Source organism: Psychrobacillus sp. FSL H8-0483, assembly GCF_038637725.1.
Classification (GTDB): Bacteria; Bacillota; Bacilli; order Bacillales_A; family Planococcaceae; genus Psychrobacillus.
Map to the genome: position 1 here is coordinate 1,390,214 of NZ_CP152052.1, position 14,122 is coordinate 1,404,335.

A 14,122-nucleotide genomic window follows, 5' to 3' on the forward strand; every position below is an offset into this window, starting at 1 on the left:
TCGCTACTTATCGAGCAAAAATATTCACCATAGCCGGAGGATAATAATGAATGATCGAATAAAAAAAATCACAAGTGATATAACAGTATTTTGGAAGAGTCGTACGAAAATGCAAAAAGGGACATTGATTGGGAGTGTTGCAGCAGTTATTGTAATAGCAGCTGTTCTTACGACCTTTATGACAAGAACAGAATTTGTTCCACTGTATTCAGAAGTATCGCCTTCTGAAATAGGGCGTATTAAAGAAAATTTGGATGCGCAAGGAGTTCCAAATGAAATCGCTCCTGGAGGAACATCTATTTTAGTTCCTGCAGACCAGGTAGATTCGTTGTTAGTGCAATTAGCAGCAGAAGGTTTTCCGCAATCTGGAATGATTGACTATAGCTTTTTCTCGCAAAATGCTGGATTTGGTATGACAGATAATGAATTTAACGTTTTGAAGCTCGCTACTATGCAAACAGAAGTAGCTAATTTGATTAAAAGTGTGGAAGGGGTAAAAGATGCCAAAGTAATGATTACATTACCACAAGAAGGCGTCTTCTTATCACAAAGCAATGAATCAGCAAGTGCTTCCATTGTATTGAATACAGAACCTGGATATCAATTTACCGAAACGCAAATTTTGTCCTTATATAATTTAGTTTCTAAATCAATTCCAAATTTATCTACAGATAATATTGTTATTACGAACCAATACTCTGAGTATTTTGATTTAAAACAAGCTAACTCAGGTGCTGGTGGATCAAATGTTACGGATCAAATGACCGTGAAAAAGACTATTGAACGTGATCTGCAAAGACAAGTACAAACAATGTTGAGTACGTTAATGGGTCAAGATAAAGTGGTTGTTTCTGTTACGACAGATATCGACTTTAAACAAGAAAATCGAGAAGAAAATTTAGTTGAACCAGTAGATGTAGAAAATATGGCTGGTATACAAATTAGTGCACAACGTATTTCTGAAACTTTCACAGGAAATAACCCAATTGCGGGAGGTACACCACAAGCAGAAGATGCGACAGATAATTTTACTAACTATGTAGAAGGTTCTACTGCAAATGGTGACTATGAAAGAATGGAAGATACAATTAATAATGAAGTAAATCGAATTCGCAAAGAAATTGTCGAAAGTCCATATAAGATTAGAGATATTGGGATTCAAGTTATGGTAGAACCTCCAAATCCAGAGGATATTACTTCAATGCCTGACGGAGTAGAGGAGGATATTGAACAAATCCTATCAACTATTATTCGAACTTCCATCGATAAAGGCGAAGCAGGCGAATTAACGGAACAACAATTACAAGAAAAAATCGTTGTATCTGTCCAACCGTTTAACGGCAAATCTACATTTGTTGCAGAAACAACTGCTGCTATTCCGTGGTGGGTGTATGTAGTAGGTGGAATTTTACTAGCAGCAATTATACTTCTCCTTGTTTTCATCGTACGTTCTAGAAGAAATGAGGAAGAAGAGTTAGTCATTCTCGAAGAACAAAGAGAAGAACTCAAAATCGATGATATTAATGATGAAAAAGAAACAGAAGCTAGCTTAAGACGAAAACAACTAGAAAAAATGGCTAAAGACAAGCCAGAAGATTTCGCTAAATTGTTACGTACTTGGATAGCTGAGGATTAATGGAGGGACGGCTGGCTATGAATAAGAAAGAAAAAGAACTAACTGGTAAACAAAAAGCCGCGCTCTTATTGATTTCTCTCGGACCTGAAGTGTCAGCTTCCATTTATAAACATTTAAATGAAGAAGAAATCGAGCGTTTAACATTAGAAATTTCTAGTGTGAAAAAAGTAGAGCCTGAAATAAAAGAGGATATTATCGAGGAGTTTCATAATATTGCACTAGCGCAGGATTATATTTCTCAAGGTGGAATAGGGTATGCGAGAACAGTCCTTGAAAAAGCATTAGGGACAGATCATGCGCAAGCCATTATTAATCGCTTAACATCTTCACTTCAGGTTAGACCTTTTGACTTTGCTAGACGGGCAGAGCCAACACAATTATTTAACTTTATTCAAAATGAGCATCCACAAACAATTGCACTTATATTATCTTACTTAGAAGCTCAACAGGCAGGGATTATTCTTTCCTCCTTGCCTCAAGAGGTACAAGCAGATATTGCAAAGCGTATTGCAACAATGGATTCTACATCACCAGAAGTAATTAGTGAAATCGAATCCGTATTAGAACGTAAGCTATCATCTACGGTTACCCAAGATTACACAGAAACGGGTGGAATCGATGCGGTAGTCGAAGTGTTAAATGGAGTAGACCGTACAACAGAGAAAACGATTTTGGATGCTTTAGAAATTCAAGATCCAGAACTGGCAGAAGAAATTAAGAAAAGAATGTTTGTATTTGAGGATATTGTTACGCTTGATAATCGCTCCATTCAACGAGTTATACGTGACTGTGAAAATGAAGATTTAATTCTTTCCATGAAAGTATCTAGTGAAGAAGTGAAAGATATTATTTTCCGAAATATGTCCACACGTATGGCAGAAACATTTAAGGAAGAGATGGAAATCATGGGCCCTGTTCGTTTACGTGATGTAGAAGAGGCGCAAACTCGTATCGTTTCCGTTATTAGAAGACTTGAAGATGCTGGTGAAATAATTATTGCCCGTGGTGGAGGAGATGACATTATTGTCTAGAATTTTCCGAAACGTACAAATGAATGAGGGGATTGAAAAAGCAAAACCTATTCAAATTATAAACCTTCATAAACAAGAAAATGTAGATGTAGATCAACCTCTTTCCCTGGAAATTATTTCTAAAGAAAGAGAAAAAATGGTTCAAGAAGTTAACCAGGACATATTAAACAAAAAACAAGCATTAGCAATTGAAATGGAAGAAACGAAGCAATTTATCGAAAGTGAAAGGATTGCATGGGATGAGCAAAAGTTAGCATTTCAGCAAGCGGCTTATGATGAAGGTTTCGTACAAGGGATAGAAGAAGGAAGAATGAAAGCACTTGCTGACATGCAGCAATCTTTATTTACGGCAAATGAAACAATGACGGTAGCTCATGAAAATGCTGCTCAATATTTACAGCATCAAGAGCATGTCATATTGGAACTTGCCATTCGCAGTGCGGAGCGAATTTTAGGTGCAAAGCTAGAAGAAAACGATGAACTATTTCTATCTATTGTAAAAAGGGGACTTAAGGAAGCAAGAGAAATGAAAGAAATTAAACTCTATGTTTCTGCTACATACTTTACGCTTGTATCAAGTAATCGTGAAGAGCTTGCTTCCATCTTTCCGATAGATGTACCATTTATGATTTTTGTTGATGAAGAAATGAAAGAAACAGATGGTTATATCGAAACAAATCACGGAAGAATTGTCGTGAGTATTGATGAACAACTACAAGAGTTACGACGAAAGCTAGTTGATATTCTAGACAGTATGGAGTGAAAATGATGAAAGCAAAAGATTTAATTCAACAAATCTCGAATGTGCCTACATTTAAAAAATATGGTCGTGTGAATCGCGTTGTTGGATTAATGATTGAATCTCAAGGACCTGAAAGTTCCATAGGAGATGTATGTAAAATACATATTAACTCTGCAAAAAATGGACATTCGGTCATTCTAGCTGAAGTAGTTGGTTTCAAAGAAGAAATAGTTGTTTTAATGCCCTACACAAATATCCGTGAAATTTCTACTGGTTGTTTAGTTGAAGGTACGAATAGTCCGCTGGAAGTAAAAGTAGGTCCTGAGTTAATAGGGAAAGTGCTCGATTCTATGGGGAATCCGATTGATGGAACCGTATTATCAAAAGGATTAAAGACAGTAGGTACAGAACAAGATCCTCCCAATCCGCTTACAAGACCACCTATCCATGAACGGATAGAAGTTGGTGTAAAAGCTATTGATGGCATGCTAACAGTTGGAAAAGGGCAGAGAGTTGGTATTTTTGCGGGGTCTGGGGTCGGCAAAAGTACATTGCTAGGCATGATTGCTAGAAATACGAATGCGGATTTAAATGTTATTGCCCTCATTGGAGAGCGAGGAAGAGAAGTACGTGAATTTATCGAGAGAGATTTAGGAAAAGAAGGTTTAGAGAAATCCATTGTAATTGCAGCAACATCCGATCAGCCAGCATTAATGCGTATTAAAGGTGCATTTACTGCTACTGCAATTGCTGAATATTTTCGAGACAAAGGTCTTAATGTCATGCTTATGATGGATTCTGTTACCCGTGTTGCAATGGCACAAAGAGAAATAGGTCTTGCGGTAGGTGAACCACCTGCTACAAGAGGATATACGCCTTCTGTATTCTCGATATTACCAAAATTACTCGAACGCACTGGTACGAACGAACAAGGTACCATTACTGCATTTTATACAGTATTAGTAGATGGGGACGATATGAATGAACCAATTGCCGATACCGTTCGAGGTATCCTAGATGGGCATATCGTTTTAGATCGATCGTTAGCAAATAAAGGACAATACCCAGCCATTAACGTGCTTAAAAGCATTAGTCGTTTAATGAATCATATATCCGATGAAAATCATGTGAAAGCTGCAGAACGTTTACGTGAATTGTATTTTACTTACAATAAATCGGAGGATCTGATTAATATTGGAGCGTATAAACGTGGTACTTCAAGAGAAATTGATGAAGCGATACAATATGAGCCTTTAATTACCTCCTTTTTGAAACAAGGTTATTTGGACAAAGTATCGCTAGACTCAAGTGTGAGCGAATTAGTTGCTTTATCTAATGGTGGTGTCTAACTATGGTGTCTTATCATTATAAATTTGATAAAGTTTTGACAGTTCGAGAACAAGAAAAGTCAGAGACAGAGCTAGCCTACAAAGAAAGTGTTATGGTTTTTGAAAAAGTAGCTACTGAATTATATGATCTTCTTAAGAAGAAAGAAGAAACAATGGATGCACAAAATAACCAATTAACTAATGGTTTATCCATTAATCATATCCATCATTACTCCAACTATATAGTTGGGTTGCAAAAAAGAATTGATACGTTACAAAAAGAAGTAATGCAAGCTCGTTCTAAAATGAAATGGTTTGAAGAAAAACTGTTAGAAAGAACGCTAGAAGTTCGTAAGTTTGAAAAGATAAAAGAAAAAGACTATATACTTTTTCAGCAAGAACAACAAAGACTTGAAACAATACAACTAGATGAAATATCATCCTTAAAGTTTCAAAACAAAGAGATTAGGTGAGTAATAGCATGGCTAAACGGAACAAATCAACTAAAAGCATGCAAGCAGTAAATAATGAGTCAAATAGTATTAGTAAAATGAAAATGTTATTTTATTGGTTTATCATTCCTTTTTTATTTGCTTTAGCTCTCCTATTAATTTATGCATTAATAGCAAAGATAAATGTTTTTGAAAAAGCAAAAGAGCTTACAAATCAAGGACAGGAGCAAGTATTAACAGAAGAGGCGAAAACGAATCGTTTAGAAGAGAAAGTAGTATCACTGCAAGCTGATATTCAACAAAAAGAGTCGCAAATAGACAAACTCCAAACAGAAATTGACAATTCTTCGCAATCTAATGAAGCACTTTTAGTGGAACAACAACGATTACTAGATGAAATAGAAGCATTACAAAATCAACGAGAAAGTTCGAAAAGAGATTATGCAGAAATTGTTTCTACTTTTGAGAAAATGTCAGCAAAAACAGCAGCTCCCGTCATTACAAATATGAGCGATGCAGAAGCACTACGTATATTGACAAGTTTGAAGCCAGATACAGTTGCTAAGATATATGAAAAAATGACTCCTGAAGATGCGGCTAAGTATACAGAATTAATGACTAACCAATAATCCAAGGTATTTGAAAGGAGGTGAAATAGTGAATATCGCAGCAGTAGTTAATATGGGAAATAATATTGCAGTGCAGCCAAAAGCCCAGCAGGCATCGATTAGTGGAAACTCGCAAGCGTTTGGAAATGTATTTGGTCAAATATTATCAAATCAGCAAGTACAACAACCGGCTACCTCAGGTTTAGACGAATCACTACAGAATCTAGTGCAAGATTTATTATCTATTCTAGACGCTAATTCATTAGAAGAAGTAGAGAGTTTATTAGGCTCTAAAGAATTGACGGTTAATCCGAAAGAATTAAAAGAGCTACTTAGCAAACTTCTTGGAGAAGAAACAGATCCAACAGCTGAACTAATGGAATCGAATGTATGGGACTTACTAGCAGGCATAAATGAACAAGCAAGTAAGCTTTCAGATGCAATCGTACTTTCCCTGAATGGCCAAGGAACAGCTACCCCAGTAGAAGCAAAACAAGCGGTTGAATTACTTAAAATTGCGCAACTTATTGGAAACAAATCGGATTTAACACTAAAGCAAGATTCTACATTATTTGATCTAAAACAATTAATGGATAATTTAAAAGAGAATCTAGCAAAAGAAGGGCAAAGTCCTGTTGTAATGCAAACACTAAAGCCGATTACCCAGCAACTATCAGTTAAACATGTGATAACTCAAGTTTCTAACCCAATTGCAAATAATACAGTAGTTGAAACGAAAGAATTAACCTCCAACATACAAGGACAAACAACAACACTTGTACAATCAAAAGTGGAAACTGTGTCTATTACGTTACCTGCTGAGAAACCTGCTCAATCTGAAGAATTCATGAAAGAATTACAAAAAGTCATGAATCGTGTTCAATTTGGACAAGCAGGAGGAGCTAATAGACTAGTCATCAAGCTTTATCCTGAACAGCTAGGAACAATTCGAATTGAATTGATTCAAAAAGACGGTATGATTTCTACTAAAATGCTAGCGTCAACTGCTTTAGGAAAAGAATTACTAGATTCACACTCTAATCAGTTAAGACAAGGTTTGGCAAGTCAAAACATTCAAGTGGATAAGCTAGAAATTACACAAGCGTTACAAGATCCATCTAGACAAGATAGAAACCAGTCTTTCCAAGATTCTTTAAAGCAACAACAACAACAGCAGGAAAATCAACAAGAGAGTAATGACGAATCAGATGAACAGTCTACTTTCCAAGATTTTTTAAAGGAAATGGAGGTTTAATGAATGGCTGAAAAGACCGAAATGAAACCAATAACATCAGGTATGTACTTAAATAATAAAAAAACAGCTGAACGTAAAACAGGGAACAGTACGCTTGGTAAAGATGATTTTTTGAAAATATTAATGACTCAGCTTCAAAATCAAGACCCTACAAATCCAATGAAGGATAATGAGTTCATTGCTCAAATGGCACAGTTTTCATCATTAGAACAAATGACAAATATGACAAAAGCATTTGAACAATTCGCTCTTGGTCAACAACAAACTCAGCTGATTCAGTACAATCAATTTGTTGGTAAGCAAGTGAAGTGGCATGAAGTAACAGGAGAATTAGATGAAAACGAAAAACCTATCATTAATGAAGGTACAGGTACAATTGTTTCTGTAAAATTTATCGATGGTGGGGTGGAATTCACTTTAGCAGACGGCAAAAAAATTACTCCTGGTAATATTTCAGAAGTAATCTCAGGAGATAGTACAGATTCAAATAGTCTAGTTGAAGCGAGCATGATGATTGGTAAAACAGTTACTTACATTCCATCCAAACCAGTAACGGAACCTGATCCTGAAGAGGGGGATGGAAGTGATACAGGGACTGATACAGGAACTGATACAGCAGTAACTGCAAAAGTCGAGTCCGTCTCAAAGAAAGATGGAGTTATTGTGTTCAACTTGAGTGATGGCACATCTATAACAGCAGATCAAATGATATCAATTAGTTAATTTCGAACGGAGTGTGGCAATGGACAAAATTCAACTAAATCGCGTCCCGCTGCAACCAACAATCCGTCAACCACTCACATCAAAACATGTTTCAACATCAAGACAATCATTTTTACAGCATTTGCAGGAAGCTACTGTAAAAACGGATTTGAAAGTAAGTAAGCATGCTAATCAACGTTTGATCGAAAGAGATATTCACATATCAGATGCAGAATGGCAGTTAGTGAGTGATAAAGTAATGGAAGCGCGCTCTAAAGGTGTGAATGACTCATTAGTATTGATGGATCAAGCAGCATTAATCGTTAGTGCAAAAAATGCAACAGTGATTACTGCAATGGATCGCAGGGAAGCAAAAAATCAATTATTCACTAATATTGACGGCACTATCGTGCTGAACTAACTAATAAATAGCAGGACCTGAAAAGGATGCTATGTGCAGCTGACTGATAGACGCTTGCACGCAAATTGAAGGGAGAAAAAATAAATGATTCGCTCAATGTACTCAGGTATTTCAGGCTTAAAAAACTTCCAAACAAAACTAGATGTTATTGGTAATAACATTGCAAACGTAAATACATATGGCTTTAAAAAAGGTCGTACCGTATTTAAAGATTTGATTTCACAAACAACTGCGGGTGCATCTGCAGCTTCTCAAACACGAGGAGGAGTTAACGCAAAGCAAATTGGACTAGGTGCCCAATTATCTGCTATTGATACCATTCATTCAGGTGGATCTTTGCAAACAACAAATAATACATTAGATTTAGCGGTTTCTGGAGATGGGTTCTTTATAGTTGCGGACGGAGATGCAAATCCACCAACTGCATTTTCTAATCCATCATATACTCGCGCAGGTAATTTTTATATGGATTCAAATGGTTATTTGGTGAATTCAGATGGTAAATATGTTTATGGATTCTCGGATCCAGCTGCACAAGATTTAACAAGTGCTGATACGGATTATGAACTAGCGCAAGATGTTGTTTCATTAACGACGACACCTGATGGGGTTTTACCATCTGCATCTGGGTCTGAGATTGAATCTCCGATCAGAATACCAACTAATGCTCAAAGTATGTCTATATCTCAAAATGGTACAGTGACATTTGTTGATTCAACTGGTGAGTTACGTTATGCAGGTCAGTTAGTAATGGCTAAGTTTGCGAATGCTGCGGGGCTTCAAAAAGCTGGTTCAAACTATTATCAAGAATCTCCTAACTCAGGTACGCCATTTTATTCGGTTGGTACTGAACAAGGTATGGGGTCAGTCAACTCTGGCTTCCTAGAAATGTCTAACGTCGATCTATCTGAAGAATTTACAGATATGATTGTAGCGCAACGTGGATTCCAGGCAAACACTCGTATTATTACAACATCTGACCAAATTTTAGAAGAGCTTGTAAATCTAAAACGATAATTTACTAATTTAAATATAATTGTAAGGGAGGGTTGGGCCGTTCCTATAGTGCCCGGCCCTTTAAAATGATTAAATTAACACGATTAAATGGTAAAGAGTTTTTGTTAAATGCTCTATACATAGAGACGGTTGAATCTTTTCCAGATACAACGATAACACTCACAAACGGTCATAAATATGTTGCGTTGGAATCAAGAGAAGATGTGGCTTTAAAAATCTCTCAATTTTACAATGAAATACATATATTATCGAATCCCCATATAAGAGGTGATCAAGATGCAGAATAAAAATAAATTATTAACTATTATGCTAATTATTTTAGTTTCCATCACTTTAATAGGTGTTATCGCATTGCTCATTGTTTTTCAGTTAAATAAAGGGGAAGAGAGTACAGAACCAACAATTGACGAAATTGTAGAATCTTCCATTGATATAGGAGAAATAACTACGAATCTTGCAGGGAATAAATTTATTCGCATTGCTATGAAAGTGCAAACGGATAGCCCAGAAGCAGCAGAGGAACTAACGAAACGTGATTTTCAAGTGAAAAATATTATCATAACGGAGCTTTCTGAAATGACTCCTGAGGATTTAGAAGGAAAGCAAGGAAAAGTAATGTTTGAATCATCGTTAAAAACAAAAATCAATGAGTTAATGGACGATGGTGAAGTTCAACAAGTATATATAACTTCTTCGATTATTCAGTAAAGTAATTCTTTTGAATGGAGGTGGGCAGATTGGCAGGAGATATTTTATCTCAATCAGAAATAGATGCGTTGTTAAGTGCGCTTTCCACAGGTGAAATGACCGCAGATGAGATGAAAGGTGAACAGGAGTCCAGAAAAGTTAGAGTGTACGACTTTAAACGTGCTCTTCGGTTCTCGAAGGACCAAATTCGTAGTCTAACGCGGATTCATGAAAACTTTGCTCGTTTATTAACAACATTTTTTTCTGCCCAATTAAGAACGTACGTACAAATTTCAGTAGTTTCAGTGGACCAAATACCTTTTGAAGAATTTATTCGTTCGGTACCACACATGACTCTTATCAATGTGTTTGAAGTTCCTCCATTAGAGGGGAATATTTTGATGGAAATTAACCCAAACATTGCTTATTCTATGTTAGATTTATTAATGGGTGGTAAAGGACAACCCCCTGCAAAGGTAAGTAGTTTAACAGAAATAGAAACAAAGATAATGATGAATTTATTTGAACGTTCGTTTGATAATCTTCGAGAAGCTTGGGTTAATATTGCGGATATTGATCCAATTTTAACGGAGCTGGAAGTGAATCCACAATTTTTACAAATGATCTCTCCAAATGAAACGGTTGTTGTAATTTCATTTAATACAATTATTGGTGAAACGAGTGGAATGATTAATATTTGTATCCCTCATGTTGTTTTGGAGCCAATTGTACCGAACTTATCGGTACGCTATTGGATGCAAACAAATAAAAAAGAAGTATCACCAGAACAACTACAAGTGTTGGAAAGACGAGTAAAATCAGCGGAAATTCCAGTAGTAGCGGAACTCGGTTCAACCGATATTTCTATAGAAGATTTATTGTATTTACAATTAGGAGATGTTATTCAGTTGAATACGAAAATAGATGACTCGCTAACAATTAAAGTAGGAAGCATCCCTAAATTTAAAGCCCAACCAGGAAAACTAAAAAAACGAATGGCTGTTCAAGTCATGGAAACTTTGAAAGGAGGAGAGGATGATGATGAGTGATGATATGCTCTCTCAAGAAGAAATTGAGGCCCTCCTTAGAGGAACTTCTATAGAAGAGGAAAAAAGTAAGAGTAATTTAGTAGAAGAAATTAATGTGGAGGATTATTTAGATGCTTTTGCCCAGGATACACTTGGGGAAATAGGAAATATTTCATTCGGAAGCTCTGCAACTGCTCTATCTGCTCTTTTAGGTCAGAAAGTCGATATTACAACTCCTAATATTGGTATGATTAATCGTAGTAAGTTAAAAGAAGAATTTCCACATCCATATGTTGCTATACAAGTTCAATATACTGCTGGCCTAATAGGTATGAATTTGCTTGTCATTAAACAGTCAGATGCTGCGATTATTGCAGATTTAATGCTTGGTGGAGATGGAACGAATCCCAATCCAGATCTTAGCGAAATTCAGTTAAGTGCAGTGCAAGAAGCAATGAATCAGATGATGGGTTCTGCAGCGACGTCCATGTCAACTGTATTTAATAAAAAAGTGGATATTTCTCCTCCTTCTATTGATTTAATGAATTTGTCAGCAGATGAAGGTACAGATGCTATTCCGAACGAAGAATTACTTATTAAAATTTCATTCCGTCTAAGAGTTGGTGAATTAATAGACTCGAATATTATGCAATTGCTGCCACTGGATTTTGGTTTGAAACTCGTAAAATCACTAATGGGTGAAGAGGAAGAATTAGAAGTTGCTGCGACGATAATGGAAGAAAGGGTGCAATCTACTCCTGCTCCCGTTCAAACTCCAGTAGCACATACGCAACAATTGCAGGAACAAGTTACGCAATCACAAATGCAGTTTAGTCAACCGCGTCAGGTAGCACCACAAGTAGAAGTACAACAAGCACAGTTTGCTAGTTTTGAAGCACCTAGTCTATCACAAAATGAATCTAGAAATCTAAATTTACTTTTAGATATTCCGCTTCAAGTAACAGTAGAATTAGGCCGTACAAAAAGAACTGTAAAAGAAGTTTTAGAATTAACGAGTGGTTCTATTATTGAACTTGATAAATTAGCTGGAGAGCCAGTTGATATTCTCGTAAATAACAGACATATTGCAAAAGGTGAAGTTGTTGTTATTGATGAGAACTTCGGTGTTCGAATAACAGATATTTTAAGCCAAGCAGAACGAATTCATAATTTAAGATAGCAATGGAGGAGACATATTATGTCGAAGAGAATTTTAATAGTTGACGATGCAGCATTCATGAGAATGATGATTAAAGATATTTTAACGAAAAATGGTTTTGAAGTAGTAGGGGAAGCTGCAGACGGTTTACAAGCAGTTGAAAAATATGCAGAGTTAAAGCCCGACCTTGTAACAATGGATATTACAATGCCTGAAATGGACGGAATTGCTGCACTAAAAGAAATTAAATCTAAAAATCCAGATGCTACCATTATTATGTGTTCAGCGATGGGTCAACAAGCAATGGTTATTGATGCTATTCAAGCGGGAGCAAAAGATTTTATCGTGAAACCTTTCCAAGCTGACCGAGTAATTGAAGCAATTTCCAAAGCAATCGGGTAATAGAATGTTGAGGAAATATACCCTCGTTATTTGTATCATTTCTATTCTTTTATTTCTCCCGTTTCAGATGGATGCGAAAGCCTCAGTAGATCCAAATGAAAGTATTGCAGAATATTTAGAGAGATCAAAGACCGAAACAGATAATGAACGTGAGCCTGTAATAAATACAGAAAAAGAAAAAGAAAAAGAAAAAGAAATAAAAACATCTACTGACAAAAGTGGAGTGTCGTTAAACGCCTGGGACTATATTAAAATGGTTTTTGCTTTACTATTTGTCATATTTTTACTTTATGGGTTATTGCGATTTGTTAATAGTAGAAATAGATCTTTCCAACATAATCAGCTTATTCAAAACCTAGGCGGAGCTGGAGTTGGACAAGGTAAATCTATACAATTAATGCAAGTAGGTAATACTCTGTATTTGGTCGGTATTGGAGAAGATATTACTTTATTAAAGGAAATAACAGATCCAGAGGAAATAGAAAAACTGACAAAAATATACGAAAATAAGCTAGATAACGGTAAAACCGTTCCGTATATCTCGGAAATATACAATCGATTAAAAGAAAATGTCTCCTCTAAAGCGAAGAGTAATGAAAAAAAAGCTCCTTCATTTAACGAAACGTTTCAAAAGAGACTACAAGAAATTAAGAAAGACCGTAGTGAAGTATTAGAGGATTGGAAGACAAAGGAGCGCGAAAAAAATGAATGATTTTGTCCAATTCTTCTCGGACAGTGATCCGTCCAATGTCGCCACGTCTATTAAGTTAATGCTTTTGCTGACGGTTTTATCTTTAGCACCTAGTATTTTAATATTAATGACATCTTTTGCAAGAATCGTCATTATTCTTTCCTTTGTTCGAACGGCACTTGCTACACAGCAGATGCCGCCGAACCAAGTAATTGTGGGACTAGCATTATTTTTAACGTTTTTCATCATGGCACCAACGTTGCAACAAGTAAATGAAGATGCTTTAACCCCGTTATTTAATGAAGAGATTACTTTAGAACAAGCATATGAAAATGCTAGTGGGCCTTTTAAAGAGTTTATGAGTAAGCATACAAGGCAAAAGGATTTAGAACTATTTTTACGTTATGCAGAAGCAGAGAGACCCGAAACAATTGAAGATATTCCTTTAACAGTCATGGTCCCTGCTTTTGCCCTTAGTGAAATCAAAACGGCATTTCAAATTGGGTTTATGATATTCATCCCATTTTTAGTAATCGATATGATTGTAGCCAGTGTACTAATGTCGATGGGGATGATGATGTTACCACCCGTAATGATATCATTACCATTTAAAATTTTATTATTTGTATTAGTAGATGGATGGTACTTAGTGATGAAATCCATCTTACAAAGTTTTTAGGAGCTGATTGTATTGAGTAATGAAATGGTAATTTCCATTGCAGAAAGAGCAATTTGGGTCATTCTTCTTGCATCAGGTCCTCTTCTTTTAGTTGCTTTAATTACCGGTCTTGCCGTAAGTATTTTTCAAGCTACCACACAAATCCAAGAACAAACGCTTGCTTTTGTGCCAAAAATAGTTGCGGTTCTAGTAGCCATTGTTTTTTTTGGACCTTGGATGTTATCTCAAGTGACATCTTATGCTGCTGATATCTTTGAGAATTTAATAAGATACATTGGTTAATT

At 35.9% G+C, this 14,122-nt stretch carries 18 protein-coding genes; all 18 read left to right on the forward strand.

Annotated elements, in window-relative coordinates; translation table 11 throughout:
- Positions 1-46 precede the first annotated feature (46 nt).
- The 18 genes from fliF to fliQ all read left to right on the forward strand — a co-directional run bounded on the left by fliF (position 47) and on the right by fliQ (position 14,120).
- Entirely contained in the window at positions 47-1,636 is a 1,590-nt protein-coding gene (gene fliF / locus MHB48_RS06415; protein WP_342600683.1) for a flagellar basal-body MS-ring/collar protein FliF, read from the forward strand.
- 17 nt (positions 1,637-1,653) lie between these two features.
- A complete protein-coding gene (gene fliG, locus MHB48_RS06420) occupies positions 1,654-2,667 on the forward strand; it encodes a flagellar motor switch protein FliG (protein WP_340919121.1) in 1,014 nt (337 codons plus the stop codon).
- Positions 2,651-3,430: a FliH/SctL family protein gene (locus MHB48_RS06425; protein WP_342600684.1), complete on the forward strand. Its 780-nt coding sequence runs from the start codon at positions 2,651-2,653 to the stop codon at positions 3,428-3,430. Before fliG ends, MHB48_RS06425 begins: the two co-directional genes overlap by 17 nt.
- Before the next feature lie 5 nt (positions 3,431-3,435).
- Positions 3,436-4,758: a flagellar protein export ATPase FliI gene (gene fliI, locus MHB48_RS06430; protein ID WP_342601313.1), complete on the forward strand. Its 1,323-nt coding sequence runs from the start codon at positions 3,436-3,438 to the stop codon at positions 4,756-4,758.
- Between the two features lie 2 nt (positions 4,759-4,760).
- Positions 4,761-5,210 (forward strand): flagellar export protein FliJ, encoded by a 450-nt coding sequence (fliJ, locus tag MHB48_RS06435; RefSeq protein WP_342600685.1) that lies wholly within the window; start codon positions 4,761-4,763, stop codon positions 5,208-5,210.
- A gap of 8 nt (positions 5,211-5,218) precedes the next feature.
- A complete protein-coding gene (locus tag MHB48_RS06440) occupies positions 5,219-5,818 on the forward strand; it encodes a hypothetical protein (protein ID WP_342600686.1) in 600 nt (199 codons plus the stop codon).
- A 28-nt stretch (positions 5,819-5,846) separates the two neighbouring features.
- A complete protein-coding gene (locus MHB48_RS06445; protein WP_342600687.1) occupies positions 5,847-7,052 on the forward strand; it encodes a flagellar hook-length control protein FliK in 1,206 nt (401 codons plus the stop codon).
- A gap of 3 nt (positions 7,053-7,055) precedes the next feature.
- A complete protein-coding gene (flgD, locus tag MHB48_RS06450; RefSeq protein WP_342600688.1) occupies positions 7,056-7,775 on the forward strand; it encodes a flagellar hook assembly protein FlgD in 720 nt (239 codons plus the stop codon).
- Between the two features lie 19 nt (positions 7,776-7,794).
- The gene (locus tag MHB48_RS06455) at positions 7,795-8,175 is read left to right on the forward strand and encodes a TIGR02530 family flagellar biosynthesis protein (RefSeq protein ID WP_342600689.1); all 381 of its coding nucleotides are present in this window, start codon (positions 7,795-7,797) and stop codon (positions 8,173-8,175) included.
- Positions 8,176-8,259: 84 nt separating this feature from the next.
- Positions 8,260-9,192 (forward strand): flagellar basal body rod protein FlgG, encoded by a 933-nt coding sequence (gene flgG, locus MHB48_RS06460; protein WP_342600690.1) that lies wholly within the window; start codon positions 8,260-8,262, stop codon positions 9,190-9,192.
- A 65-nt stretch (positions 9,193-9,257) separates the two neighbouring features.
- Positions 9,258-9,479 carry a flagellar FlbD family protein gene (locus MHB48_RS06465; protein WP_342600691.1) on the forward strand — a complete coding sequence of 74 codons (222 nt, stop codon included), beginning with the start codon at positions 9,258-9,260 and terminating at the stop codon, positions 9,477-9,479.
- Entirely contained in the window at positions 9,469-9,900 is a 432-nt protein-coding gene (gene fliL, locus MHB48_RS06470) for a flagellar basal body-associated protein FliL (protein WP_342600692.1), read from the forward strand. The genes MHB48_RS06465 and fliL overlap by 11 nt, the downstream gene beginning before the upstream one ends.
- A 29-nt stretch (positions 9,901-9,929) precedes the next feature.
- Positions 9,930-10,928, forward strand: coding sequence for a flagellar motor switch protein FliM (gene fliM, locus MHB48_RS06475; RefSeq protein ID WP_342600693.1), 999 nt, complete (start codon positions 9,930-9,932; stop codon positions 10,926-10,928).
- On the forward strand, positions 10,921-12,087 hold the full coding sequence (gene fliY / locus MHB48_RS06480) for a flagellar motor switch phosphatase FliY (RefSeq protein WP_342601314.1): 1,167 nt from the start codon (positions 10,921-10,923) through the stop codon (positions 12,085-12,087). Before fliM ends, fliY begins: the two co-directional genes overlap by 8 nt.
- Positions 12,088-12,105: 18 nt before the next feature.
- Positions 12,106-12,468 carry a response regulator gene (locus MHB48_RS06485; protein WP_342600694.1) on the forward strand — a complete coding sequence of 121 codons (363 nt, stop codon included), beginning with the start codon at positions 12,106-12,108 and terminating at the stop codon, positions 12,466-12,468.
- A 4-nt stretch (positions 12,469-12,472) separates the two neighbouring features.
- Complete coding sequence (locus MHB48_RS06490; RefSeq protein WP_342600695.1) at positions 12,473-13,180, forward strand: flagellar biosynthetic protein FliO; 708 nt, start codon at positions 12,473-12,475, stop codon at positions 13,178-13,180.
- Positions 13,173-13,838 (forward strand): flagellar type III secretion system pore protein FliP, encoded by a 666-nt coding sequence (gene fliP / locus MHB48_RS06495; RefSeq protein WP_342600696.1) that lies wholly within the window; start codon positions 13,173-13,175, stop codon positions 13,836-13,838. The genes MHB48_RS06490 and fliP overlap by 8 nt, the downstream gene beginning before the upstream one ends.
- A gap of 12 nt (positions 13,839-13,850) precedes the next feature.
- Positions 13,851-14,120: a flagellar biosynthesis protein FliQ gene (gene fliQ / locus MHB48_RS06500; RefSeq protein ID WP_342600697.1), complete on the forward strand. Its 270-nt coding sequence runs from the start codon at positions 13,851-13,853 to the stop codon at positions 14,118-14,120.
- Positions 14,121-14,122: the final 2 nt, after the last annotated feature.

Coding starts and splice junctions, on each gene's coding strand:
- fliJ (WP_342600685.1), top strand. CDS start 4,761: ATGGTGTCTTATCATTATAAATTTGATAAAGTTTTGACAGTTCGAGAA.
- MHB48_RS06440 (WP_342600686.1), top strand. CDS start 5,219: ATGGCTAAACGGAACAAATCAACTAAAAGCATGCAAGCAGTAAATAAT.
- flgG (WP_342600690.1), top strand. CDS start 8,260: ATGATTCGCTCAATGTACTCAGGTATTTCAGGCTTAAAAAACTTCCAA.
- MHB48_RS06490 (WP_342600695.1), top strand. CDS start 12,473: ATGTTGAGGAAATATACCCTCGTTATTTGTATCATTTCTATTCTTTTA.
- MHB48_RS06455 (WP_342600689.1), top strand. CDS start 7,795: ATGGACAAAATTCAACTAAATCGCGTCCCGCTGCAACCAACAATCCGT.
- fliL (WP_342600692.1), top strand. CDS start 9,469: ATGCAGAATAAAAATAAATTATTAACTATTATGCTAATTATTTTAGTT.
- MHB48_RS06465 (WP_342600691.1), top strand. CDS start 9,258: ATGATTAAATTAACACGATTAAATGGTAAAGAGTTTTTGTTAAATGCT.
- MHB48_RS06425 (WP_342600684.1), top strand. CDS start 2,651: ATGACATTATTGTCTAGAATTTTCCGAAACGTACAAATGAATGAGGGG.
- fliF (WP_342600683.1), top strand. CDS start 47: ATGAATGATCGAATAAAAAAAATCACAAGTGATATAACAGTATTTTGG.
- fliY (WP_342601314.1), top strand. CDS start 10,921: ATGAGTGATGATATGCTCTCTCAAGAAGAAATTGAGGCCCTCCTTAGA.
- fliI (WP_342601313.1), top strand. CDS start 3,436: ATGAAAGCAAAAGATTTAATTCAACAAATCTCGAATGTGCCTACATTT.
- fliG (WP_340919121.1), top strand. CDS start 1,654: ATGAATAAGAAAGAAAAAGAACTAACTGGTAAACAAAAAGCCGCGCTC.
- MHB48_RS06485 (WP_342600694.1), top strand. CDS start 12,106: ATGTCGAAGAGAATTTTAATAGTTGACGATGCAGCATTCATGAGAATG.
- flgD (WP_342600688.1), top strand. CDS start 7,056: ATGGCTGAAAAGACCGAAATGAAACCAATAACATCAGGTATGTACTTA.
- fliP (WP_342600696.1), top strand. CDS start 13,173: ATGAATGATTTTGTCCAATTCTTCTCGGACAGTGATCCGTCCAATGTC.